The 22,612-nt window shown below is 55.6% G+C and carries 25 protein-coding genes and 1 pseudogene; 16 read left to right on the top strand and 10 right to left on the bottom strand.

Annotated elements, in window-relative coordinates; all coding sequences use genetic code 11:
* Positions 1–35 precede the first annotated feature (35 nt).
* Both HCX89_RS14100 and HCX89_RS14095 read left to right on the top strand, forming a co-directional pair.
* Entirely contained in the window at positions 36–605 is a 570-nt protein-coding gene (locus tag HCX89_RS14100) for an FMN-binding protein (protein WP_096141000.1), read from the top strand.
* Positions 602–1,351: a PepSY-associated TM helix domain-containing protein gene (locus HCX89_RS14095; protein ID WP_167716473.1), complete on the top strand. Its 750-nt coding sequence runs from the start codon at positions 602–604 to the stop codon at positions 1,349–1,351. Before HCX89_RS14100 ends, HCX89_RS14095 begins: the two co-directional genes overlap by 4 nt.
* Before the next feature lie 2 nt (positions 1,352–1,353).
* Here HCX89_RS14095 and HCX89_RS14090 read toward each other — a convergent pair whose 3' ends face one another.
* From HCX89_RS14090 to HCX89_RS14075, 4 genes are all read right to left on the bottom strand, one after another.
* Complete coding sequence (locus tag HCX89_RS14090; protein ID WP_254428397.1) at positions 1,354–3,186, bottom strand: ABC transporter transmembrane domain-containing protein; 1,833 nt, start codon at positions 3,184–3,186, stop codon at positions 1,354–1,356.
* A gap of 32 nt (positions 3,187–3,218) precedes the next feature.
* On the bottom strand, positions 3,219–3,752 hold the full coding sequence (gene hutZ, locus HCX89_RS14085; protein WP_025008892.1) for a heme utilization protein HutZ: 534 nt from the start codon (positions 3,750–3,752) through the stop codon (positions 3,219–3,221).
* Entirely contained in the window at positions 3,749–4,240 is a 492-nt protein-coding gene (gene hutX / locus HCX89_RS14080) for a heme utilization cystosolic carrier protein HutX (protein ID WP_240647900.1), read from the bottom strand. Before hutX ends, hutZ begins: the two co-directional genes overlap by 4 nt.
* Before the next feature lie 68 nt (positions 4,241–4,308).
* The gene (locus HCX89_RS14075) at positions 4,309–6,360 is read right to left on the bottom strand and encodes a TonB-dependent hemoglobin/transferrin/lactoferrin family receptor (RefSeq protein WP_025008890.1); all 2,052 of its coding nucleotides are present in this window, start codon (positions 6,358–6,360) and stop codon (positions 4,309–4,311) included.
* A gap of 427 nt (positions 6,361–6,787) precedes the next feature.
* Here HCX89_RS14075 and HCX89_RS23095 point away from each other — a divergent pair, with 427 nt between their 5' ends.
* From HCX89_RS23095 to HCX89_RS14035, 8 genes and pseudogenes are all read left to right on the top strand, one after another.
* Positions 6,788–7,609 carry an energy transducer TonB gene (locus tag HCX89_RS23095; protein ID WP_167716471.1) on the top strand — a complete coding sequence of 274 codons (822 nt, stop codon included), beginning with the start codon at positions 6,788–6,790 and terminating at the stop codon, positions 7,607–7,609.
* A gap of 14 nt (positions 7,610–7,623) precedes the next feature.
* Positions 7,624–8,340: a MotA/TolQ/ExbB proton channel family protein gene (locus HCX89_RS14065; RefSeq protein ID WP_167716469.1), complete on the top strand. Its 717-nt coding sequence runs from the start codon at positions 7,624–7,626 to the stop codon at positions 8,338–8,340.
* The gene (locus HCX89_RS14060) at positions 8,337–8,744 is read left to right on the top strand and encodes a biopolymer transporter ExbD (protein WP_167716467.1); all 408 of its coding nucleotides are present in this window, start codon (positions 8,337–8,339) and stop codon (positions 8,742–8,744) included. The genes HCX89_RS14065 and HCX89_RS14060 overlap by 4 nt, the downstream gene beginning before the upstream one ends.
* Positions 8,745–8,808: 64 nt before the next feature.
* Entirely contained in the window at positions 8,809–9,648 is an 840-nt protein-coding gene (locus tag HCX89_RS14055; protein ID WP_167716465.1) for a hemin ABC transporter substrate-binding protein, read from the top strand.
* A 20-nt stretch (positions 9,649–9,668) separates the two neighbouring features.
* Entirely contained in the window at positions 9,669–10,670 is a 1,002-nt protein-coding gene (locus tag HCX89_RS14050) for an iron ABC transporter permease (protein WP_025888645.1), read from the top strand.
* An 8-nt stretch (positions 10,671–10,678) separates the two neighbouring features.
* Complete coding sequence (locus HCX89_RS14045; protein WP_254428394.1) at positions 10,679–11,521, top strand: heme ABC transporter ATP-binding protein; 843 nt, start codon at positions 10,679–10,681, stop codon at positions 11,519–11,521.
* A 169-nt stretch (positions 11,522–11,690) separates the two neighbouring features.
* Positions 11,691–11,939, top strand: a pseudogene (locus HCX89_RS14040) (DUF2956 family protein); the annotation flags it as partial.
* A 309-nt stretch (positions 11,940–12,248) separates the two neighbouring features.
* Complete coding sequence (locus HCX89_RS14035) at positions 12,249–13,307, top strand: hypothetical protein (protein WP_167716461.1); 1,059 nt, start codon at positions 12,249–12,251, stop codon at positions 13,305–13,307.
* Here HCX89_RS14035 and HCX89_RS14030 read toward each other — a convergent pair.
* Entirely contained in the window at positions 13,209–13,514 is a 306-nt protein-coding gene (locus HCX89_RS14030) for a winged helix-turn-helix domain-containing protein (RefSeq protein ID WP_025008880.1), read from the bottom strand. The two genes, HCX89_RS14035 and HCX89_RS14030, sit on opposite strands and share 99 nt — an antisense overlap.
* 225 nt (positions 13,515–13,739) lie before the next feature.
* On the opposite strand from HCX89_RS14030, the gene HCX89_RS14025 reads away from it, so the two are divergent.
* Genes HCX89_RS14025 through HCX89_RS14015 form a run of 3 tightly spaced genes read left to right on the top strand, consistent with a single transcriptional unit; the run spans position 13,740 to position 16,361 of the window.
* Entirely contained in the window at positions 13,740–14,288 is a 549-nt protein-coding gene (locus HCX89_RS14025) for a PH domain-containing protein (RefSeq protein WP_109248354.1), read from the top strand.
* A 5-nt stretch (positions 14,289–14,293) separates the two neighbouring features.
* On the top strand, positions 14,294–15,772 hold the full coding sequence (locus HCX89_RS14020; RefSeq protein WP_368039300.1) for a PH domain-containing protein: 1,479 nt from the start codon (positions 14,294–14,296) through the stop codon (positions 15,770–15,772).
* Positions 15,773–15,797: 25 nt separating this feature from the next.
* Entirely contained in the window at positions 15,798–16,361 is a 564-nt protein-coding gene (locus HCX89_RS14015) for a DUF924 family protein (RefSeq protein WP_167716456.1), read from the top strand.
* 25 nt (positions 16,362–16,386) lie between these two features.
* On the opposite strand, the gene HCX89_RS14010 is transcribed toward HCX89_RS14015, so the two are convergent.
* Complete coding sequence (locus HCX89_RS14010; RefSeq protein WP_025008878.1) at positions 16,387–16,818, bottom strand: universal stress protein; 432 nt, start codon at positions 16,816–16,818, stop codon at positions 16,387–16,389.
* 89 nt (positions 16,819–16,907) lie between these two features.
* Between HCX89_RS14010 and HCX89_RS14005 the strand changes: the two genes are divergently transcribed.
* Positions 16,908–18,152, top strand: a complete 1,245-nt coding sequence (locus tag HCX89_RS14005) for a lysozyme inhibitor LprI family protein (protein ID WP_167716454.1) — start codon at positions 16,908–16,910, stop codon at positions 18,150–18,152.
* 51 nt (positions 18,153–18,203) lie between these two features.
* Here the strand turns inward: HCX89_RS14005 and HCX89_RS14000 are convergent, their stop codons facing one another.
* On the bottom strand, positions 18,204–18,587 hold the full coding sequence (locus tag HCX89_RS14000; RefSeq protein ID WP_028779496.1) for an STAS/SEC14 domain-containing protein: 384 nt from the start codon (positions 18,585–18,587) through the stop codon (positions 18,204–18,206).
* 199 nt (positions 18,588–18,786) lie between these two features.
* Here HCX89_RS14000 and HCX89_RS13995 point away from each other — a divergent pair, with 199 nt between their 5' ends.
* Positions 18,787–20,235 (top strand): coniferyl aldehyde dehydrogenase, encoded by a 1,449-nt coding sequence (locus HCX89_RS13995; protein ID WP_167716452.1) that lies wholly within the window; start codon positions 18,787–18,789, stop codon positions 20,233–20,235.
* Positions 20,232–20,846 carry a TetR/AcrR family transcriptional regulator gene (locus HCX89_RS13990; protein ID WP_159352829.1) on the top strand — a complete coding sequence of 205 codons (615 nt, stop codon included), beginning with the start codon at positions 20,232–20,234 and terminating at the stop codon, positions 20,844–20,846. Before HCX89_RS13995 ends, HCX89_RS13990 begins: the two co-directional genes overlap by 4 nt.
* A 191-nt stretch (positions 20,847–21,037) precedes the next feature.
* Here the strand turns inward: HCX89_RS13990 and HCX89_RS13985 are convergent, their stop codons facing one another.
* From HCX89_RS13985 to HCX89_RS13975, 3 genes are read right to left on the bottom strand one after another with little or no spacing between them, the layout of a single operon-like run.
* Positions 21,038–21,823: a CsgG/HfaB family protein gene (locus HCX89_RS13985; protein ID WP_025008874.1), complete on the bottom strand. Its 786-nt coding sequence runs from the start codon at positions 21,821–21,823 to the stop codon at positions 21,038–21,040.
* On the bottom strand, positions 21,820–22,212 hold the full coding sequence (locus tag HCX89_RS13980; protein WP_025888631.1) for a curli assembly protein CsgF: 393 nt from the start codon (positions 22,210–22,212) through the stop codon (positions 21,820–21,822). The genes HCX89_RS13985 and HCX89_RS13980 overlap by 4 nt, the downstream gene beginning before the upstream one ends.
* 12 nt (positions 22,213–22,224) lie before the next feature.
* Positions 22,225–22,599: a curli production assembly/transport protein CsgE gene (locus HCX89_RS13975; protein ID WP_223829002.1), complete on the bottom strand. Its 375-nt coding sequence runs from the start codon at positions 22,597–22,599 to the stop codon at positions 22,225–22,227.
* Positions 22,600–22,612 lie beyond the last annotated feature (13 nt).

Genomic DNA, 22,612 nt, shown 5'->3' with positions numbered 1-22,612 from the left:
TGGGTGCCCTCTGGGGCGCCCTCATTGAGGCACTTATGAAGACCCTTATTGCACTACTCTCACTGTTTTTGCTGCCATTCACTCAAACCCAGGCGGCGCAAAGCGTTTATCAAAGTCCTGCAGACTTTGTCACCTTGGCCTTGGGAAACCAAAGTAAAGGTAAAGGTCAAGACCAAGCGAAAGCCCGAGTCTTTTGGTTCAGCGCCGAGCAACGCCAGGTCATAGAAGAGATACTGGCCCACGATTTTCGGCCGCTGCGTACCCGCTATTGGCAGCAGGGAGACGACACTGTCTGGATCCTGGAGGAGATAGGCAAAGAAGCGCCAATCACTGTGGGCATTCAGGTGCGCCATGGACAGATTTATCGCACCAAGGTGCTTATCTACCGCGAGAGCCGCGGCGATGAGGTCAGGCACGACTTCTTTACCGACCAATTTAAATCGGCGACACTCACAAAAGATAAACAGCTGGACAAACATATAGATGGCATTACCGGAGCAACGCTTTCCGTCAGGGCCCTGACCAAACTGGCCCGCATCGCCCTCTATCTTGACCGGCAACTCAGCCTGCAACACGGTCAGCAACAACACAGCGAGCCCAGATGACACGTAAACATCCGGACTTTCGAGTCCGTCTCCTGCGTACCCTGCGCCCTTGGCACAGACGTATTGGCATCATCAGCAGTGTGCTTGTGTTGCTGCTGACTCTGACCGGCCTGGCCTTGAATCACAGCCGTGAGCTGAACCTATCCCAAGGCGTGCACTGGCAATGGCTGCAAGACTATTACGGCATTGGCGCCCCGGAAGATGTCAATGTCTGGCAAGCCCAGCCGCTGGTGGGCAGCAGTGAGGGTCAGGCCTGGATAGCCGGCACGCCGCTAGCCGAGCAAACCGATGAGATACTGGCCATAGCTCCCTTTGAAGACAAGTGGCTGCTGCTGACCCGAAACAGTTTAACGATTTTGAGCCAGGATCTTGCTGTGCTGGAAACCCAAACCGAGCTGACAGGTTTGCCGCCGCAGATAAACGCCATGGCGGTCGAGCCCGGCAGTGTCTGGCTGAAAACACCCCGGGGCCAATATCGCAGCGACAGCGAACTGTTGGATTGGCAAGCGGCCAGCAGCCTGGTGGCCCTCCCCTGGATAAAACCACTCGAAGGGGCAAAGATACAAACGCAGCAGTTGCTCGGAGATATTCGCGCCAGTCGCCTGTCTTGGCACAGGGTTCTTCAGGATCTGCACAGCGGCCGAATCTTCGGCGCTGCTGGCAGTTATCTGATGGATCTGGCGGCGATCGCCTTATTGTTACTGGCGGTGACTGGCCTGATTATTTATTTAAAACAGAAGCGCTGAGATCAAGCCAGCGATGATGCCTGCCCGGGCTCGTTTGAGCTCCCGGCCAAACTATCGGGCGCGAGCAACTGCAGACTGGCAAACTCACGGTACAGCGGGCTGGTTTGCATCAACTCGTTGTGGCTGCCACTGGCCAATAATCGCCCCCGCTCCAGCACCAGAATACGGTCAGCATTGAGCACTGTCGCCAACCTGTGAGCTATGATGAGCGTGGTTCGTCCCGACATCAACTCATCCAAAGCCTGCTTGACCTTGACTTCACTGACCGCATCCAGGGCACTGGTGGCTTCATCGAGCAGCAGTAAAGGCCTGCGGGCCAAGATGGCGCGGGCAATGGCAATTCGCTGCTTTTGACCACCGGAAAGGCGCACGCCACGCTCACCCAAATAGGTATCATACCCCTGGGCAAACTCACTGATAAATTCATGAGCTCTGGCGCCCTTGCAGGCGGCAACCACCTCTTCCAGGCTGGCCTCCGGGCGGCCATAACGCACATTTTCCAGCACACTGGTGGCGAAGATCACCGACTCCTGGGGCACCAGGGCAAACTGTGCCCTCAGGCTCGCCAATGATACAGAAGCGATATCGACACCATCGAGCAGAATGCGGCCGCAACTCGGCTGATAGAAACGCTGCAGCAGCTGAAACAACGTACTCTTGCCGGCGCCGCTGGGCCCAACCAGAGCCACCCGTTCACCGGGTTGAATATGGATATTAAGATCCTCAAGCACAGCTGCGCCCTCATCATAGGCAAAACTCAGCTGCTCTATCTTGAGTTCTCCCTTGAGCGGACTGGGCAGCGCCAGCGGCTTGGCCGGCTCGGCAATATTTGCCTTGGACTCGGCCAGCTCCATCAAGCGTTCGCTGGCACCGGCAGCCCGCTGAATATCCCCTATCACTTCGCTTATGGTGGCCACGGCGCCGGCCACCATCATGGCGTAAAACATGAATGCCGACAGCTCACCGGCGCTGACTACACCGGCCATTACGTCTCTGGCCCCCACCCAGGTCACAGCCACTATGGCACCGATAGTCAGCAACATGACAGAGGAGATCAACGCCGAGCGATAGCGGATGCGGCCACTGGCAGCACGCATCACCGCCGCCAGGTAGCCGTCAAAATTGTCGCGATCGCGAGCCTCGTGACCATAGGATTGTACCGTGTGGATCTCATGCAAGGTTTCATCCACATAGGCACCGAGATCGGCGACACTGTCCTGACTGGTGCGCGCAAGCTTGCGTACCCGCCGCCCGAGCAAACCTACAGGCACCAACACCAGCGGTACGGCCAGCAGCACCAAGGCCGTGAGCTTGATGCTGGTAAAAGCCATCATCACCAAGCCACCTATAGTGGTCACTGAAGATCTCAGTGCCATCGACAGGCTAGAACCGATAACTGTCTGCAACAGAGTGCTGTCGGCGGTAAAACGGGAGATGATTTCCCCGGTGCGCAAGCGGGCGAAAAACACCGGGCTTTGTTCCAGTAACCTGTGATACACCAAGCGGCGAATATCGTTGCTGACTTTCTCACCGAGCCAGGTCATCAGATAAAAGCGGCAGAACACGGCCACGGCACTGACCAGGGTGATCCCCAGAATAAACAACACAATTTCGTTGAGGCGGCCCGAGTTGTCGGCCATAAAGCCCTCATCCACTATCAAGCGAACCCCTTGCCCCAGGGCCAGCCAGGCCAGAGACCCCAGCAGCAGAAACAGCAGCGCCAGGGCGACTCGTAGACGATAAGGCTTAAGAAAGCTCAGGATCCAGGGCAGGATCCGAGCCGAAGAGGTTTGAGGAGCAGACAAGCGAAAATCCAGACAGTGACTATTAATCAGGATTGTGGCGCCAAAGCGCCGATGAGTCCAGCTCAGGCAGGCACGGCCTTGGGCGTTCCATGGTGGCCATCACGCATCCAGTTGACATCCAACAACTCGGCACCACTGAGACTGAACGCCTGGCCAAAGCCTTTGACATAGAGACCGCGCTCGGGCACCAGCTTAAACAGGTTGAAATCGGTCAATGCCGCCAGGTTATCTATCATCTCACCGAAGCGTCCGGACAGCACCTGTACCCCTTTGGCAAAGCCCTGGCTGTCTCTTGCTATCAGTTCGGCGGCGGCATCAAAGGTCAGGCGGCGGCGGGCAAATACGCTGCGCGCCTCGGCTTCGTCTTCCACCAGCATCACAGATACCCGCGGTGACTGTTTGAGGTTAATACCGTGACGCGCCAGATCGCTTACCAGAATATAGAAGCCATCATCGGCCAGCGCGAACGGTGCATAACTGGCGTTGGGGATCCCGTTGGCATCCTGGGTCGCCAACTGCAAGGTGGTACGCCCCTGTTTGAAGTCTTCGATTTCCGGCAGCAGTTTTTCCTGCAGGCGTTGGTTTTCACTGGTCATATTTCCCCCTTTTTGGCAGCCACTTCACCACGGTGACGCCAGTCGGCAAACAGTGCCAACTGTGGCGGCAGCAGCTTGCGTTGTTGATCCCGGCCCAGATAGACCTTAAAAACGATGGCGCCATCAGGGCCAAAGAAGTTAATCGAATGGCTTTCAGTGCCCCGAAATGGACGACTTATCAAGGCGATGGCACTGAAATTCTCCAATTTCAGATGGCCATGCAAGCCATCTCCCTTGCTGTAGAGGTTAAAGTAGCCATGAGCCGTCTTTCCTTTGGGGAAGTCGCCTTTGAATTCAAATATCTGCCCGGCAACTGTGACTATGGTGGTCAACTTGCCCCACTCAGGCAGTGCCTGCAGCAGGGCTTCCAGCCATTCCAGCGGCAAGAATTGCTGCTGCTCGGCCGGTAATGCCTGCACCACCTCAAGTTCAGAAATCCCCAGGTTGGCGGCGGCATCGGCCGGCAACCACTCGGGGTGTTCCAGCATGGCGGCGGCTATCTGCAGGCGGCCAGCGGCCGCCCTTGTTGTATCGCTTATCTGCATCTGTTGCTCCATCAGAAACGGTAACGGGCCGAGAGCTTGAAGTTGCGCCCTTGATCCATCAGGGTTTGCCAGGCTTGGATGTATTCTTCATCGCCAATGTTTTCAATGGCAAAGTCGACCCGCAGCCCTTCGAAGGTTCCCATGGCAGGCTCCCAAGCCAGATACACATCCCATAGGGTGTAGTCCTGGTAGCGGTTAACCGGGTTATCTTCGGGCACCCTGTCTTGACTGGCGTTATAGCTGACCCGGGTTCCCAGCTTCATATCGCCCGCCATGATCCCCTGCGACAAGTCGAGCACCAGCTTGTTGGCCGGGATATTGGCCAGATAGCCCCCATCATGTCTGTCTTTGCCTTCAGTCTGGCCGTAGCTGAGCGATAAGCGGGTCTGGTTGATGCGATATTTTCCTGTCAGCTCGAAGCCGGTCAGTCTGGCCTTGTCGACGTTATCCCAGCGGGTGTTCTGCTCGAGCCCGGGGATGCCGTGCAGTGGATTGGTCACCCGCTGCTCGATAAAGTCGTCGACATCGTTTCTGAATACACTCAGGCTCAGCGCCAGTTCATCGTTGCCCGCCAGCTCGGCAAAGCGCATATCGGCCTTCAGTTCCTTGTTCTTGGCCTTTTCAGCCTTGAGGTTTTCATTGACCTCAAAGGTATTGCACAGGCCGTTGGGCAAGAAATTGGGGATGGGAGGAATACAGTAGTGAGTGCCACTGGAGTACATCTCCTCCACTGATGGCGCGCGGAAGGCTTCATCGTAACGGGCGCTGAGTGTCAGCCATGGCGCTGTCTTCCACACCAGTGCCAACGAGGGAGACAAGGCATCGTCATCACTGGAATGGCCCAGGTTATTGCTTTCGTTTTCAAAGCTGTCGTAACGCAGCGCCGGATCCAATGACCAGTTTTCCCCCAGAGCGATATTGGCGGCCACGAAAGCGCCCCACACCCGAGACTCTCCATCTATGTTGCCGGGACGCTGACCGCTCTGGCCGCTGTCATCACGGAAGGTTTCTATCTGGTCGCGGTAGCCGTCCAGACCATAGGTTAATTTGAGCCCCTGCCATTGACTGCGATTGGCAATACTAAACCCCAGGGTCTCATATTCTGTGGTGTCGAACTGGCCCTTGGTCAGGCGATTCTCATCATAATCTGTCTTATTCCAGTAGAACTTGGCATCCAGATCCAGCAGGGCGTTGCTACTTGGTGCCAGACTGTAGTCCAGGGTCAGGTTGGAATCTTTACTGTCGCGGCGCACCAGAGGCACACTGTTGCTGACATCTGTGGCCGGGTTGCTGGGCACGGCTTCGGAGATCTCATTGATCCTGCCGGAAAGTTGCAGCCTTTGCGCCTCATCCAACTGCCAACCGAACTTGGCCAAGCCACTGCGACTGCGGCTGGCACTGTTTTCCAGGGTATTGTCATTACCTGCCTTGATGTTGTCGCCATCGCTGTAGCTGCCGTTCAACAACCAGTCGATACTGCCCTTGGCACCATAAATGGCACCACTGCTCTTGCTGCGCTGGCCATTGGTTTCATAGCCCTGCTTTAGATAGCCACCAAAGCTCTGGCCTTCGTCGAGCATCTCCCTGGCCGACTTGGTGTTTTGTGATACCACACCGCCTATGGCGCCACTGCCCCAAAGGCTGGAAGCCGGGCCGCGTACCACCTCAACAGAACTGAGCAGCTCAGGGTCCATAAAGAAGGTACCTCTGTGGCCGGCGCTGGTGTTTTGCCTGGCGCCATCTATGGTCTGCAATACCCTCTGACCACTGAGACCACGAATTTCCACCTGCTGGGCAGACGCCCTGGGGCCATTGGCGATATTGATGTTGGCTTCAGTCTTGAGCACTTCGGCCACCGAGTCGCCCTGCTTCTCGGCCAACTGCTCTTCGCCGACAACCGCAGCACTGCGGCTGGACTCAGAGACTTTCTCCTGAATGCGGGTAGCACTTACCAGCACCTCATCAAATTCTGCTGTTTTCACCTGCTCGGCAACAGCGGCCAGACTCAGGAAGGGGGTTCCCAATGCCAGAGTAATAGCCATAACCAGCGGCTTTCTATTCATCATCTTGATCCTCAAACAGATTATCAGGCTGTATCTCCAGCCTTTCTCATGGGAGTGGTGTTTCTGAAAAACAAGTTGAGACAGAGGGCCGCAGGCCCGGGATAACACCACTTAAGCTGGCACTCTAGCTTAGCTTTAGAAAAGGATCAAATAATAATTATTATCATTTGCGATCTTATTTCTACTCGTATATCTTAACCCAAAGAAAGGGTAAGTTCCGGGAGTGGTGCCGTCTGTAGCAGCAGAATAGCGGCGCTATCCAAACGGTAAAGGCTGGCCGGACAGTAAAGGCAGGAACCATGGAATGGTGGCGGCTCAGGGACAGAGCCGACCCAAGACAGAACAGCATTGAGCCTTACGGGTCATTGCTTAGTTGAATTTAAACATTCACCCGCAGCAACAAGCGGTTGTAAACAGGAGTAACGGCGTGACCCCCAAGCGTTATTGTGGTTTTGCGCTCATGGCATTGTCACTTCAGAGTGCCGTATTGGCCTCTCAGACTGCCACCCCAGATCCTTTGGTAATGCCCACCAAGGGCGGTTTGCAGTTGAGTTTCAGCGCAGCCCCTGCTGCAGCGTCCCAAACTGCCTCAGCCCAGACTCAAAACCAGACTGCTACCGCCGAAAGCCACCCTGCGACAAAAGCCCCATCCGCTAAGCATAAAGAAGCTGAACATAAAGCCCCTCAACATAAAGCCCCTCAACATCAAGAACCGCTGAAACAGAATGTGGCGAAACCTGAGCCGCCAAAGTCTGAGCTGCTCAAAACCAAGCCGGTCAAAACGAGTCAGAAACAAACTTCAAAGATGAGCAAGCCACAACCGACTCAGGAAAAGCCGCGAGAGAGAGCAGAGAAATCTGAACCGAAACACGCCTCAACGACTCCGCGAGCAGAACCTGTGCCCCGTGAGGAGAAGCCGGGCACTCCTTCGTCGCCGGTTCAAACAGCCAGCACCCCAGGGCTGAATCACACCATAGAGCTGGCTGAGCCTGTATTTGCCAGCCCGCCGACGCCGCCGAGCTACCCCAGACTCGCCCGCAAGCGGGGCTTTGAGGGCACGGCTCTGGTGGACATCTTCTTTGATCATCAAGGCAAAACCCAAAACGCCCTGCTCGTCAGCAGCTCAGGCTATTCCATTCTGGATGAAGCGGCATTGGCCGCCGTACGCCACTGGCAGTTCAGCATTCCTTCCCAAGCCTCAGCCGCCCGTTTCAAAGTCAGGGTGCCGGTTCGCTTCGCCCTTAATTAACAGTTGGAGACACGATGGAATTAAGTTTGTACCAAAGCCTGCACCAGCAACTTGGCGATCTCACCTGGCCTTTGCTCATCTGCGCCTTTCTGACCCTGATGATATTGCTGGAGCGCTTTGCCATCTTGTTGCCGAGCCTGTTCAGGCGCCAATCCTGGCTCGGCGAATTGCGCAGCGGCACACTGGATGAAAGTTGTGACAGCCTGCTTGAACGCCTGAAAGATAACCGGGGACTGATTTCCTGCGGTGCCCGCCATTTGCTGAGGCAGGCCGCACAACCCAAGACGCTGCGGGAAGAGTTGTTGTCACTTTGGCTGGCAAAGGAGAAACGCAAACTCCACGCCGGGCTCAAGTTGCTGCAATACATAGGTGCCATCAGCCCGCTTCTGGGTTTACTCGGCACTGTGCTGGGGTTACTGGAGATGTTCAATGACATTGGCGCCAATCAGAGTGACAGTATCACTCCGGCCTTGTTGGCTTCAGGCTTGGGATTGGCCATGTACACCACAGCCGCCGGCCTGTTGATCGCCGTACCCGCGCTGTTGGGAGCGCAGCTGTTCGGACTCTGGGCCGAGCGCTCTGTGGCCTCCTGCGCCCATGTACTGAATCAACTCAACCTTTGGCTGGAAGGGGTCCCACTGCAGGGCGAAGACAATGATTACGCTGCTTTTAACCTGACCAAACTCAGTCAAATCAATGGCAAGCGTCGCCATCAGGAGCCGCTGTCATGATTGAAATTAAGGAAGAGCATGGCCTGGATAGCGGCCTGGATCTAACCCCTTTGATAGACATCATCTTCATTGTGCTGGTGTTTTTGCTGCTCACAGCCAATCCCAAGTTATTGAGCCTGCCAATTGAAGTGCCGGATAAAAGCGCCACAACTTTGAGCCCACAAGCGCAGACTCAATTGACGGTAAGCGTGTTACCCCAAGCACCCTTCTGGGCACTCAATGAACAAAAATTTGCCCGGTTCGACGCGTTCGAGCAGGCACTGACTCAGGCGCTGGCCGACAATCCCGAACTGACTTTGGTGGTAGCCGCTGACAAGGAGGCAAGAGTCCAGCCGCTGATGCAACTGCTGAGTCTGCTGCAGCGGCTGGAGATCAGCCAGACCAGGGTCCTGATGGAACCCTAAACAACTGATGAAACCTCAGACACAAGTCTGTGGCGATGAGTCCCTGAATTATTTTGGAGCTAGAATGAAAAACTCTCTTATCTTCCTCTGTGGCCTGCTCGCCATGCCGCTTTTTGCCGCTGAAGAGCCTCCCAAGCGAGTGATCAGTGCCGGTGCCGGTGTCACTGAATTGGTGCTGGCATTGGATGCCGCCCCACAACTGGTGGCTGTCGACGCCAGCAGCGCCCTGCCAAAGACGCTGAAACTGCCAAGACTCGGCTACCACAGAATGCTGTCAGCCGAGGGCATATTGGCGCAAAAACCGGATCTCCTGATTGGCACTTCTGTGATGGGACCGGCCAGCAGCATAGACCTGGTAAAACAGGCCGGTGTGCCGGTTATCACCCTGAAGGCGGCCGATACCGCCGAGCAACTACAGCAAAATATCCTTACTCTGGGAAAGGCCCTGAATAAGGAGAAAGCCGCCACCGAACTGGCCGATACCCTGGTTGGCAGGTTACAGCAGCTGGCGCAATCTGCGGCCAAATTCGAACATCCGCCCAGAGTCATGTTTATGTTGCTGCAGTCAGAGCGTCCCGCCAGAGTCGGCGGCGCCGATACGGCCGCCGATATCATTATCCAGCTGGCCGGTGCCACCAACGCCGCCGACTTCAGCGGCTACCGAAGCCTGTCTCAGGAAGGCATTCTGGCGCTCAAGCCTGAGCTGATTTTACTCTCCAACGCCAGCGAGCAACCCGAGCCTCAAGCCGATAAGCTACTGAAGAGTATGCCGCTACTGGCCCATACTCCGGCCGGAAAAGCCGGTTTGATCCGGGATCTTCAACCTCAGGCATTACTCGGGGGATTGGGTATCTCCGCCATTGAAGCGGCCGAGTCCCTGAATCAGGAACTGCTGGAGCAATAATCATGGCTGCCGTGCTGCCCATCCACCGCCATCCCTGGCTCTGGCCTGGACTCGCCAGCCTGCTGGTGTTTTCCGCATTGCTCTCGATAGCAACCGGACCTGTGACCATAGGCTTGAGCGATATAATCGACTCCCTGTTTGGCTCAGTCGCCGCCGGGCAGGAAGCCAATGCCCTGATAGTGCAAAATGTCCGTCTGCCGAGAACCTTGCTGGCACTGATTGTCGGCGCCCTGTTGGCACAGTGCGGCGCAGTAATGCAAGGCCTGTTTCGTAACCCTCTGGCTGACCCAGGCATCATAGGTGTGTCCTCGGGCGCGGCGCTGGGAGCCGCCATCTGCATAGTGCTACTGCCGCACCTCGGCAGCTATGCCGTCCCCCTTGGTGCTTTTCTCTGCGGTCTGGCAACCAGTTTACTGGTTTACCGGCTCGCCACTTCAGGTGGCAGCACCTCAGTGGTGTTACTCTTGCTGGCCGGGGTGGCTATTACCGCCCTGGCCGGTGCCGGGATCGGCATGCTGACTTTCCTTGCCAACGACATGGCACTGCGGGATCTCAGCCTGTGGCAGTTGGGGGCCATCGCCGGTGCCAGTTGGCAATCCGTATTTATCTGTCTGCCGGTACTGGCCTTGGTGAGTTGGCAGTTCAACAAACAGGCATTGGCGCTCAACGCCCTGTTGCTGGGCGAATCCGAGGCGCGTCATCTGGGCATAGAGGTAGACAGGCTCAAGCTGAAGTTGATCTTGCTCTGCTCTTTGGGTGTTGGTGTTGCCGTGGCGGCCACCGGCATCATAGGTTTTATCGGACTGGTGGTACCGCATCTGGTGCGGCTGCTCAAGGGGCCGGATCATCGGCAACTGCTGCCGCTGAGTGCCATTCTCGGCGCTGTGCTGCTGGCCTTGGCCGACTCAGGGGCCCGTACCTTGATGTCACCAGCCGAGATCCCTGTCGGCCTGATGACGGCTCTGCTCGGCGCTCCCTTCTTCCTCTATCTGCTGCTGAGTCAGCGACGTAAGCTTTATTGAGGTACTCCATGCCTTCACTCGAATCCGTGACCACGACAACTGCCGCACAGACAGCCATGCCATTTGAGTCCACCGCAGTTACTGAGCAAGTACTGGAGCTCAAACATCTCCATGCCAGAGTCGACAACAAGCCCTTGCTGACCGATGTCAGTTGCCGACTGCAAAGCGGCCAATTTTACGCTCTACTGGGGCCCAATGGCGCCGGCAAGTCCAGTCTGCTAAGGCTGTTGACTCAGGAGCTCAAGGCCGACGCCGGGCGGATAAGCCTTCACGGCTCGCCTCTTGGGCAGTGGCCGAAGCAAGCCTTGGCCAGGCATCTGGCCATGTTGCCGCAACACTCGAGTCTCAGCTTTCCCTTCAGCGTTCGTGAAGTGGTAGCCATGGGCCTGTATCCTCTCAGTCTCAGTGCCTGGGATGCCGCCCAACTGGTTGAGCAGCAACTGTGGCGTCTGGATCTGGCTCACCTGAGTGAGCGCAGCTATCCGGCACTGTCCGGCGGTGAACGCCAGCGGGTTCAGTTGGCCAGGGTTTTGACTCAATTGGCCCAGGCCGAGCACTCGCCTGTACTCTTGCTGGATGAACCCACTTCGGCGCTGGATTTGGCCCAGCAACACAGAGTACTGCGGCTCGCCAGAGAGCTGGCTCATGAGCAGGACTACACTGTATTGGCCGTGCTGCACGACCTCAACCAGGCCAGTCACTATGCCGATCAGTTACTGGTTATGGACAAAGGAAAACTCCTGGTTCAGGGCGAGCCCCAACAGGCTTTGACGCCTGAACTGATTTCCAGGGTCTGGCACTATGAACCGGGCACCTTCGCCGACGCGCAGGGGCAGAGACTCTATTTTTGAGGCAATCAAAATCTTGCCAATAAAGGCCCTTGCAATATGGCCCTGCCATAAGAGCATTTGACCCCGAACAAGTTCAGCACCGACAAGCGCCTTTGATGTGAAGCCGTCTGTGGTCAGAACTCCAAGCCGGCAGGTATAATCCTAGGGTCAGTCATCAACCCCATCAGAGATGAATAAGAAGCCAGCGATTTCCAACGAAACCCAAACCGAAGCCATGCGCATGGCCAAAGCCACTCAAAAGGCGGGGCAAACCAAGGAGCAAACCCGCCTCATTGCCCAGGGCATAGAGAAAGGCATTGCCGAATACAAGAAGCAACAAAAGGCCAAGGCCAGAGCAAGAGACAAGGCGCGCAAGCAAGAGCTGAGACAGAAAAACAGGCTCCAGCACGACTCGGATGACAGCGCGGATGCGGCAGAAATAAAGCCATCCCATGCCCCTACATGCCCCTAAGTGGCTGCAGTGGTTTCCCAGGATACTGCTTGGCCTTAGCTGGCTTGGGTTTGCTCTCTACCTAGCTTGAAAAACCTGGTCTTAAAAACCAGACTTGAAAAAGCCGGGCTTGGCCGCAAAAATGTAAACAGTGCCAACTCGCGACAGGGCTACTCTGTTGCTGCGCATAGAAGCGGATTTATTTAGTGAAAATGAGTGGCGAAAGCTATTAAATAAGCCTTCGCAACACCCGCGATTTTGCGACTCACCCTTTAGGAAGCCTGTCAGGAAGACTCGATGAAAACCACTACTCTCTCGGCCGGCGTAGCTTTGTTGTGTAGCTTACTGCTTTGCAACTCAGCAATGGCCTATGATCCCAAACCCGGACACCTGCGCCTCACCGAACTCAGCTATCAGAAACTGGCGCAATGCCGCGGTGAAGTAGTCAACCCTGCCAGATTACAGCGACTGCAGGACGGCAACCTGGCCATGGATGAAGGCGCCGCCAAACTGCCCTCTTCCCTGTATGATAATCCCTGGAGTGATCAACTGTTTCCGGCCTATCGCCGCGTTGGCAACTGGCACTTTTATCATCCGGATAAAATCGACAAAGAGACAGTGCAGCCCGGACTTGTCAATATGTCACAGCAACGCCTGTGGGCCAGGGCCCAACTTGGGTTAACCATGGCCAATGACTCGGCCCAGCGGGATTACTTTGTCGGTGCCCTGCTGCATCTGTTGCAGGATGTCAGCGTGCCCGCCCATGTTACCCCCGTCTATCACGGGCCGTCCCTTGTTGGCCTGTTTCCGCTGTTCACAACCAAGCTTACCCACTATCTCAAGGGGGAGCGCAGAGCCAAGTTCTATGGCATCAAGGATCCGATAGATTCATCGCCGGTTACTATAGAGCTGGAGGATTTACCATGCCCGACAACCGACTCAAAGCTGAATTATGATGCCATTCGTGAGCTACTGGCACGGCAAACCCTGGCGGCCATGGCCGAGCCCATTCCCAACTGCGGGAACAATCATTGGCAACTGTTTTGGAACAAAGAACTACCCCACAACTATTTCAAAGGCTATAACCTGGAGTTACCGCCATTTGGCAGCAATGGTGATCTAGTAGTGGGAATGCAGACGCAGTGCGAGTTTAAGGCTAAAGGCAATCAACTGCAGGATCAGCGTTACTATGAATTTATCCAGCAGCGCCATATCCAGGCGGTTCTGGCCGGTATGCTGCTGTTACAACAGGCGGATTCAACTGTCGGCGAACAGCAAGGCGCGGATCTGCTCCAGGTGAGTGCCGACCCAGGCGCTGTTAATCGGGCCCCAGGTGCGGATGTGGTAGTGCCCTGAGTTATTCCGGCGGCCATCCTGGATAAAGTCCACCTGAATACCTATATCGCCGAAGGCGGCAATGGCGTCCTGTAAGGTGCGGCGCGGCATACCGGTTTCCTTCTGTAAGGACAACAGGTTATGTTGGGTATCGTCTATCAGATGGGCCAGATAGAGCTTACGCAGAAAGGCGGTTTGCTGTTTGGATACCTTATCGGCTTGGAACATACTCATCGTCCTGATGGTTTACAGCCAGTAACGGCGCGTTTGGGAGGCAAGCGCCACACGGGCAACAAAGTCTTGCTACCAAACTACTTGATATCCAGTTGTTAACACAAGTGCAATCGCTTAGGATCCGGAACTGCATCAAGTCTCTGCCATCCAAGCTAGCTGCTTGAAGCGACAAACTCTCTATTGCTATAGTCAGGTCAATGCCTCAAGGACTCAAAGCACATGGATACCCGCTCGCCCCACTCGCCCCTGCCTCAGCAGCAGTGGTTGGGCTTTGACAGCCAACCCTTGACCCCTTTGTCTCCCCGCTACCGCCAACAATTACTGTGGCAAAATCTGCTGCTGATGGCGCTGGTCATACTGCTGCTAGTGCCTGCGTTACTGCTCAGCGCCAAGCTGAGTGGTCTTGGAGTCATCATCTCGGTCACGCTGGCACTGCTGCTTTTGGGATTCAAGACCTGGCTCAATCAAAAACAAGCCGAAGCCATGGCTTATGGCGTTTGTGAATATGGCATTTTGCTGCGTGAAGGGCTTTGGTGGCAGAGCCATACCGCCATGCCGGCCAGCAGGCTGCAACATGTGAGCCTGTCTCAGGGGCCATTGCAGCGCCATTTCGGGCTGACAAGTTTGCGCTGCTACAGTGCCGGCAGTTCGGCGGCCGAGGTCAGCCTGCCCGGGCTGGATATTGAAGTAGCCGAAGCGCTGCGCCAACATCTGTTGTCTCTGGCGGGGAAGGATGGTGGTGAAACCTCGACGGAGACGCCGAATTGAGCCAGGTGCAGCAAGCCAACTGGCACTCGCTCTCACCCTGGGCAATCATCAGTTTCAGCCTCACCAGCCTGAAACACTTCCTCAGCAACGGCTATGCCCTGGTGCCTATCCTCTATACCGGCTGGCAGCAGGGATTTGACTCCGTCTGGCTGCCACTGGCACTGGCATTGACCCTGATAGTGATTTTTGCCCATGGGCTGTTGAGCTGGCGCAAATTCCGTTATCGCTTGACTCGAGGACAACTCGAGGTCCACAGCGGTGCCCTGTTCAAGCGCAAAGTCGAGCTGCCGATAGACAGAATTCAGAATGTGCGTCTGGAACAGCCTTTTTACTTCAAGCCGTTGCGACTGGGTAACTTGATAGTGGAAACTGCGGGTTCGGCCAAGGATGAAGCCTGCTTAAGTGCAGTCACCCAAGCTCAGGCCGAGTCACTGAGGCAGCAATTGATGAAACGGGCCGACACAGACGAAAGCGCCCCCACCTCAGCACCGCCAAACTCCCGCTTACTGGTGAAGAAGTCCCTGGCAGAGCTGGCACTCTTTGGCCTGTATCAGAATAATTTTGTTTGGTTTGCCGTCATTGCAGGTCCGGTACTCAGCCAGCTCGAAGGCAGTCAACTGATGGAGCTGGGGCTGACACAAGTCTTCGACTGGCATCAGCAGCAGCTCAGTGGCAACCTGCTGCTGGAGCTGGGGTTCCTTGTCGGCCTTCTGCTCCTTGGCTATCTGCTGTTTTCCTTGATCTCAATAGTCGCGGCGCTGCTGAAATATGCCCCCTACCGCCTGACCCAGGAACTGGAAACATTACAGCGTAGCGGCGGCCTGCTGTCCCACCAGCAAGACATACTCAAGCAGCACAGAATTCAACTCATCAGTTTGCAGCAGCCGCTACTGGCCCGCTGGCTGAAACGCTGGACTCTGAGCTTCAAGCAGGTAAAAGGCAATGAGGTGGAAGGCGGCAGCAACAATCACATGTTGGTGCCATCGCTCGGTAGAGGCGAAGTGCACCGCCTGCTAAAAAGGCTCAACCAAAGAAACAGCAAGGCCGACCGTATTCCAAATCGTTGGCACCCCATTCACCCGAGCTGGTTTTACCATAGGGCGCTGTGGTGCTTAACGCCGGCGCCGCTGACATGGGCATTTACCGGCCCTGCAGCAGAGACCTGGTTGCTGTTGCTGGCCGGAGTGTTGGCTGTCCTGGCGCTTTATCTGCGCTATCGTCAATGGGGTTTTTGGCGGGTTGAAAACGATCTCTGGATCCACAAGGGGCTCGTAGGCCACAGTTGGCAGTTGGTGTCGCTGAGTAAGGTGCAACATCTGCAGCTAATCCAAAGCCGGGGGCAAAAACGCCGAGGCCTCGCGAGTCTCAAGCTGGGGCTGGCCAGCGGCGAACTGACACTGCCAGCCATCCCGCTGGCCAAGGCGCAGGATATCGCGGCGCAAACCCTTGGGCTTATCGCCCATGATCACAGCAACTGGATTTAATCCCATTCAAATAGAAGGAATTGCCATGTCAGTTCAAATCGCTTCCGAGTACAGGCCACAACAGATAATCCATTTTTGGTTTGAAGAGATAAGCCCCAAGGCTTGGTGGGTCAAGGATCCTGAGTTTGACAACACAATTGAGCGTCGTTTCGGGGCCTTGCTACATGCGGCCCGTCAGGGCGAGTTATGGCATTGGCGACAAACGCCACAAGGGCGCCTGGCGGAAATTTTGCTGCTGGATCAGTTCTCGCGCAACATTCACCGTGATACTCCCGATGCCTTCAGTGCCGATCCCATGGCATTGGCTCTGGCGCAGGAGGCTATCAGCATAGGCGCCGACAAACAGCTGCAAGCCCCTATGCTGGCATTTCTTTATATGCCCTTTATGCACAGCGAGTCGGCGGTTATTCATCAGCAGGCAGAGAAACTGTTCGCCTCGGAACAAACCAGGGACAACTATGACTTTGAGTTGAGGCACAAGGCGATTATTGACAAGTTTGGCCGTTATCCCCATCGCAATGCCATATTGGGACGGCAGTCGACCGCCGAGGAGCTGGCCTTTCTCGAGCAGCCCGGCTCCTCGTTCTAGTACTCATTCAAGCCGCATCGACTTGTTACTTCACCACCAACACGGGGCAGCGAGCCTTGTTGGCCACGGCCTCGGCCACATTGGTACTGAGAAAATGGGCCAGGCCACTGCGACCGTGGCTGGCAATCACTATCATACCGACATCGGCAGACTCGGCTTCGGCCAGGATCTCCTCAACTGCGTCACCGCGGCGAATGACAGTTTCAATTTTCAGTGGACTGTTCAGCTTGGCCAGCAACTCATGCATCTTCTCGGCGGCGGCCTTTTCCATGGTTTGCGCCAACTCTTCCGGAGTGATGATCAACAACTGATAGTTTTCATCACCTATGGGCTGATCCACTACGTGCAAAATACGCAGCCCAACATGATAAAGGTTGGCCATTTCAATAGCATATCTCAATGCATTGGCAGCTGTATCACTGAAATCTGTGGGCCAGAGAATATCTTTGTTACGCATAGTGACCTCCTTGACACGACAGGCATCGACTGATGAGATACCTGTCGAATAATATCAACAAGTTATATTGCAATATTTTGAAGCACCCTATGAATACTTTACTCCATTTACCCGCAGCAGTAAGCCTATTGGTGATTATTTTTACCCCGGTTTACGCCGAGGATGCCGCCAGCCTGGTAGAGCGTGCCAAGGCGCTGCAACAAGCCGGACAGAGCCAGCAGGCCAAGCCGCTCTATGAGCAGGCTGCGGCCCTTGGCAGCAGCGAAGCCCACTTCATGCTGAGCTACAGTTATTCCTTACCTTTGGCTGAAGACATAGCGCATTTAAGCCAGGCTGCAAGGGCAGGTCACCCCAAGGCATTCTATTACCTGACAGATCGCCTGTTGACTCGCGGCGGCTCAGCAAATAGTGCCGACCCGCTCAGGCTGGGCGAGGTGTTAAAACAGTATCAAAGTCACCATCCGGACTTTAGCTTCGACTATCAAACCACGCTGGATGCCTGCATCTATGCCGGCAAGCCCGATTTCAACCGGCTCAATGCTCTGAGCGCGCCCTTAGAGGAAGGCTACAGCTATCGTTTGTGGCAACAGGCCGAGAATCTCTCCAAACTGCAAGATGGCAACAATTATGATCGCCAGGTGCTGCAGCTCATCTGTTATGGCGCCGAGGTACCGGCCGAGCTGGATATCGCCGTCAAAGACAGGCTCAAACTCGACCCTGGTGCCAAACAGACCACTGAATTTGATCTCTGCAACGCTATTACCAGTGGTATGGGAATGGGCTTTTGCGCCTCCCGGGAAGAAAAGCGACTGGAGCAACAGCGCCTCGCCAAACAAGAAGGGATCAACCAAAGCATCAAGCAACGCCTGGGGCAAGCGCCGCTTAAATTACTCGAGCCGGCCAACAGCGCATTCGAGCTATGGCTGCAAGCGAAAACCTCAAGGGAGGAAGGCCATGGCGGCAGTGGGCGCAGCGCCTTTATTATCGGCTCCCAGAGCGAGCAGCGGCAAGACTATCTGGCACGTTTGGAAATGCTCAGTAAGGGAGAGCAAGTGGTGAGCACTTTCCCTGACTTTGCCGGCGCCGACAAAGAGCTCAACCAGCTGTACCGCGCCTTGATGAAGAAACTGCGCCCTGCGGATGACCCCGAGCTTTATATGTTTGAAGTCACCAAAGAAGACCTTCGCGCGGTGCAGAGGTTGTGGCTTAAATACCGCGACAGCAATGCACGCCTATTTGCCGCGCTCCAGGAGTCCACCACTGAGCAGGAGTGGCAGGCACTCTTGACTCAGGAGCGTAGCGAGCAGCTCAAAACCCTGTTGGAATGGCAATAAAAAAACGCCCGCACCTCCTCACAGGTCGCGGGCGTTTCATGGCAAGGCGATTTAGTCTTTCAGCCAGTCGATGGCATCGAGGCGATCAACAAAGAACTTCATGTCCCCTGGCGTAAACCAGTCGGCCATCTTGGTCATCCATTCCTGCAAACTGGTATTGCCTATGATGGCAATCTTCTCGAAATGGCGCCCATGCTTGATCCCCAACTTGAGATCGTCCCACATGGCTCTGGCTTCCCAACCATCCATTTCGGTGACATCCAGCAGAGCGTAAATATCCGGATCCTTCACACCGGCTATCGCCGACTCCAGCATAGGCACCATGTATTCATAGTCTTCGTGGGTCAGTTTTCCCACGGCTTTCATGGTGACAAAGAAATCGTCATCACCATAACGCTCAATTCCGATTGAAATACCATGCATGTTCAAGCTCATCATCAATTCCTTATGTCAACGATTTCAAAAACAAGGCCCCATCTATTCGATTTCAGTCTAGTTGGCGGCCGTGATGCATTCTGTGATCCATATCAAATATAGCTCTGCTATTGCCAACCGGCGCAGACTGAACTAACATCAGACCGACTAATCAGTCGGTTACTTTAAAAGCAGCTTAATGACTGCCGAAGGAGGCAAAATGTCGCTTGTTAACCCAGAGCCGCTCACAGTGGAGAATCAGCAGCTGCTGCAAAAATTCACCGTGCAGCGCCAGGCTTTCAGTGCCGCCCCCATGCCAAGTCTTGGCGAGCGCAAGGCCAAGCTCAAGGCGTTGAAACAAGCCTTGCTGAAACACCAACAGGCCCTCACGGATGCACTCAGTCGCGACTATGGCCACAGGTCTACCGACGATAGCCTGATCTCCGACATACTGCCGGTCGTTACCCAGATCAACTACAGCCTCAGGCATCTCAAACGCTGGATGAAACCCAGTCGCCGCCATGCCGGATTATTGCTGGCCCCGGCCAGCGTCAGGGTGGAGTATCAGCCCAAAGGCGTGGTGGGCATCATAGTGCCGTGGAACTTCCCTATCATGTTGTCCTTGAGTCCGCTGGCCACAGTCATTGCCGCCGGTAACCGCGCCATGTTGAAGCTGTCTGAATTTACTCCCCACACCAATGCCGCCCTGCGTACCCTGCTGGCCGAAGTCTTCGATGGCTCCGAGGTCTGTGTGATTGAAGGGGAAGCCGAGATTGCCGCCAGTTTCTCCGCCCTGCCCTTCGATCATCTGCTGTTTACCGGCTCGACTCAGGTAGGACGCCATGTAATGCGCGCGGCGGCCGATAATCTCACCCCTGTCACCCTGGAGCTGGGAGGCAAGTCCCCTGTGTTAATCGCCCGGGACATGCCCATGGAGACAGCGGTAGAACGCCTCATCTACGGCAAGTGCCTCAACGCCGGGCAAATTTGTGTCGCCCCCGACTATATTCTCTGCCCCAGTGGTAAAGAGGCCGAGTTTATTAGCGCCTATCGGCGCCGCTTCCAGCAGTTCTACCCCGACTTTGCCAACACCCCGGACTATGGCCAGATACTCAATGAGCGTCAGGCTGCCAGGCTGGTCGCCCTCCTGGAAGATGCCACCGCCAAAGGGGCACAGGTATTTGCCGCCGACCGCGAGCAACCACTCAGCAAACTGCCCAGCGCCGAACAGCGCAAATGGCCCACCTTGCTGCTGACCAAGGTCAGCGACGATATGAAACTAATGCAGGAAGAGATCTTCGGCCCTTTGCTGCCCTTGGTCAGTTATCAAGAGCTGGGGCAGGCGCTCGACTATATCAAGGCGCGCCCCAGACCTTTGGCCCTGTATCTGATGAGTTTCGATAAAGAGGTGCAGCAAAAGGTATTGTCCCAAACCCACTCTGGCGGTGTCTGTATCAATGAAACCGTGTTTCATGTGGCCGCCGACGATGCCCCCTTCGGTGGCATAGGTCCGTCCGGCATGGGGCACTACCACGGCCAGGAAGGGTTTCGCACCTTCAGCCACGCCCGCACTGTGCTGTCCCGGGGGCGACTCAATACCGGCAAACTGGTGCATCCGCCCTACGGCAAGGGGATCCAGAAGCTGCTGCTGAAGGTGTTTTTCAGATGAAGCGCAGCAACGAAGCAACCCGGGCATTGAGCGGCAAACAGGACAAGAAGCAGCAGATCTTGGGCAGCGCATTGCAACTGTTTGTCGAGCAAGGTTTCTATGCCACCTCGACCGCCAGCATAGCCCGCCACGCCGGCGTGGCCACAGGCACCTTGTTCCATCACTTTAGCAGTAAAGAAATCCTGATGGACCAGCTGTTTCTGGCCATAAAGACAGAGTTTGCCGACGCCATTTCAGCAAGCTTGCCAAAGGCGCCGGCTACCACCACTGAATTGCCGCGGCAGGCAGAAATGCTGTGGCAGGCCGGGCTAGATTGGGCGCTGGCACAGCCTCTGAAGCTGAGCTTCTTCGTGCAATACGCCATGTCACCCAGTGTCAGTGAAGCGGTCAGGCAGCAGGCAATGCATGGCATTCTCGGCTTTATCGCTGAACTGTTGGAGCAGGGCATCAACCAAGGGGTATTGGCTGACCTACCCAGAGAGCTGTTGCTGGAGACTTGCCACAGCCAGTTCCTGGCGGCGGCGCGCTTCTTCTGCAACCAGCCTCAGAAGGCCACCCGGGAGGCCAGAGACGCCAGCTTTCGCCTGTTCTGGCGCGGTGTGGCAGCCTAGCCATTTGGAGTCAAAACCTAATGGCAGCCGGAAACCTGCCGCTTGAAATCGGCCTTCTGAAATGAACCAGCTGAAATGAACGCCCTGGAGTTAGTCAAACAAAGGGCCCGCAATTGCGGGCCCTTCTTTTTGAAAATCAACAAACTACGGTTTACCTATCGCTCAAGCTGTTGCTCTCTCGCTCAAGCTGTTTATCCCTGACTCAGGCTGTTGTCGTCGCCCGAGGCCTCGGCGCTCCAGTAACCCATGCGGCTCCCCTTATCGATAAGCTCGGAGACCGCCAGTTCTATCGCCTGCAACACACAAAACTGTACCGGCTCATTGGTGGTAAAGCCCACTTCGGCCTCGGCCAGGCGGTTCAAACTGGTGTATCGAAACAGACCGGCACGCATCTCCTGAGAGAACACCCGCTTGGTGGTATTGACCGACATCAGCACCTTACCTGTGTGTACATCCACTGCCCTGAGATAAATGGTCACCTGATCTTCCCGGTACAGCTCGGAGGCGCCTATGCCGTAGTATTCCACGCCGCTGCCGCCGGTTTCCACGTTGGTTTCATAGCTGATGATCCCGCCTTCCAGAAGCAGCCTGGCATTGGTCAGGGTCGGCACTTCATTATTGCGTCCCTGCTGCTTACCTGAGATCTTGCGCTCGGTCAGCAGGTTCTGCAACCCTTCCCGCTCCACAGGGGTAAACCACCTGGAATCCAGCAGAGTCTGCACCAGCATGGAAGTGGCCCCTTGGGTCACTGCGGTCGAGAAGGAACTGACATTGGCCTGGGGCTTATATTGCCCGGTCTGATCCCGGAAAGAGTAAACCGCAACCGGGATAGGAAAACGCGGCCCGGGACGCGACTGCAGCGCCTTCATGGTTTCACTCAAGGGATTTACCTGGGCCTCATTGATATTCAAATCAGGCTTGGGAACCAGGCTGCAGCCCCCCAGCAGTAACAGTGGAACCAGTGCCAGCCACCTCATGGATTACCTCCATAGATAGGCATCTCTATCACAGTGACTTCTCCGGAAAGCAGGTTGGTAATGGTCAACATCACGCCGTTACCTGTGGAGGCGACTTCGACCCGGTAGTCCCCAGTGTCATACACACCGTCGGTTATCTCGCCGTCGGCCACACCGCGGGTGATTGAGTTGATAATGTTACGCTCCAGCGACTCCTTGAAGCGGGTAACAAAGTCCTTTTCATTGCCGGCGGCCTGATTGTCATTTTGAGCCTGGGCCTTGCTCAGCAGAAACGAACCGTTGAGAGGGTTACCGCCAAAACTGGGGTTGATTGGGGTATAGACCAGTTCGGTGGCCTGCCCCGCAAAAGCCAGCAAGGCGCCGGCCGCGATTAACATCCTGAGTGTCATTGTGCTTGCTTCCTAAATTCCATCCCAATTGGATCCCAATTCCCCTGTCATGGATTGGGCTCTGACCGAGGCGATATAATCTATGGTCAAGAGAATCGCCTGTTCGGCCCGTTCCTTGATGGGACTGGCTCTGCGGCCAAAATGGGTTTGGTAAATACGGGTACCGTTAACCTCCAGTGTCAGCAAGGTGCCGGCCTGAGGGAAAACCGTTTCGTAAAGGGTGACATTGAATCCCTGGGTAAAGGGCAAATCCCGCCAATACCCCGAGTAGTAAAAACCAAAATCCTTGCCAAAGCGGGTCAGGGTTCTGTCTATGACCAGGCCACTGATCTCTATGTCATCCGCCTCGGCTGCGGCCAACGCCGGAGCAGACGGAAGTGTCAGCATCAGTAAGCACAAG

It is taken from the genome of Shewanella sp. Iso12 (assembly GCF_012030025.1).
In the GTDB taxonomy this organism is placed as follows: Bacteria; Pseudomonadota; Gammaproteobacteria; order Enterobacterales; family Shewanellaceae; genus Shewanella; species Shewanella algae.
Note: the sequence above shows the minus strand (reverse complement) of the source record. Positions and strands in the feature narration are given on the sequence as shown.

Excerpts from the sequence above, each read along its gene's own strand:
- hutZ (WP_025008892.1), bottom strand. The coding sequence starts at position 3,752 with ATGACCAGTGAAAACCAACGCCTGCAGGAAAAACTGCTGCCGGAAATC.
- HCX89_RS14075 (WP_025008890.1), bottom strand. The coding sequence starts at position 6,360 with ATGAATAGAAAGCCGCTGGTTATGGCTATTACTCTGGCATTGGGAACC.
- HCX89_RS14055 (WP_167716465.1), top strand. The coding sequence starts at position 8,809 with ATGAAAAACTCTCTTATCTTCCTCTGTGGCCTGCTCGCCATGCCGCTT.
- HCX89_RS14005 (WP_167716454.1), top strand. The coding sequence starts at position 16,908 with ATGAATACTTTACTCCATTTACCCGCAGCAGTAAGCCTATTGGTGATT.
- HCX89_RS14000 (WP_028779496.1), bottom strand. The coding sequence starts at position 18,587 with ATGAGCTTGAACATGCATGGTATTTCAATCGGAATTGAGCGTTATGGT.
- HCX89_RS14025 (WP_109248354.1), top strand. The coding sequence starts at position 13,740 with ATGGATACCCGCTCGCCCCACTCGCCCCTGCCTCAGCAGCAGTGGTTG.
- HCX89_RS14100 (WP_096141000.1), top strand. The coding sequence starts at position 36 with ATGAAGACCCTTATTGCACTACTCTCACTGTTTTTGCTGCCATTCACT.
- HCX89_RS14035 (WP_167716461.1), top strand. The coding sequence starts at position 12,249 with ATGAAAACCACTACTCTCTCGGCCGGCGTAGCTTTGTTGTGTAGCTTA.
- HCX89_RS14015 (WP_167716456.1), top strand. The coding sequence starts at position 15,798 with ATGTCAGTTCAAATCGCTTCCGAGTACAGGCCACAACAGATAATCCAT.
- HCX89_RS14045 (WP_254428394.1), top strand. The coding sequence starts at position 10,679 with ATGCCTTCACTCGAATCCGTGACCACGACAACTGCCGCACAGACAGCC.
- HCX89_RS13985 (WP_025008874.1), bottom strand. The coding sequence starts at position 21,823 with ATGAGGTGGCTGGCACTGGTTCCACTGTTACTGCTGGGGGGCTGCAGC.
- HCX89_RS13995 (WP_167716452.1), top strand. The coding sequence starts at position 18,787 with ATGTCGCTTGTTAACCCAGAGCCGCTCACAGTGGAGAATCAGCAGCTG.
- HCX89_RS14010 (WP_025008878.1), bottom strand. The coding sequence starts at position 16,818 with ATGCGTAACAAAGATATTCTCTGGCCCACAGATTTCAGTGATACAGCT.
- HCX89_RS13975 (WP_223829002.1), bottom strand. The coding sequence starts at position 22,599 with ATGCTGACACTTCCGTCTGCTCCGGCGTTGGCCGCAGCCGAGGCGGAT.
- HCX89_RS14060 (WP_167716467.1), top strand. The coding sequence starts at position 8,337 with ATGATTGAAATTAAGGAAGAGCATGGCCTGGATAGCGGCCTGGATCTA.
- hutX (WP_240647900.1), bottom strand. The coding sequence starts at position 4,240 with ATGCTGGAACACCCCGAGTGGTTGCCGGCCGATGCCGCCGCCAACCTG.
- HCX89_RS14095 (WP_167716473.1), top strand. The coding sequence starts at position 602 with ATGACACGTAAACATCCGGACTTTCGAGTCCGTCTCCTGCGTACCCTG.
- HCX89_RS14065 (WP_167716469.1), top strand. The coding sequence starts at position 7,624 with ATGGAATTAAGTTTGTACCAAAGCCTGCACCAGCAACTTGGCGATCTC.
- HCX89_RS13980 (WP_025888631.1), bottom strand. The coding sequence starts at position 22,212 with ATGACACTCAGGATGTTAATCGCGGCCGGCGCCTTGCTGGCTTTTGCG.
- HCX89_RS13990 (WP_159352829.1), top strand. The coding sequence starts at position 20,232 with ATGAAGCGCAGCAACGAAGCAACCCGGGCATTGAGCGGCAAACAGGAC.
- HCX89_RS14030 (WP_025008880.1), bottom strand. The coding sequence starts at position 13,514 with ATGTTCCAAGCCGATAAGGTATCCAAACAGCAAACCGCCTTTCTGCGT.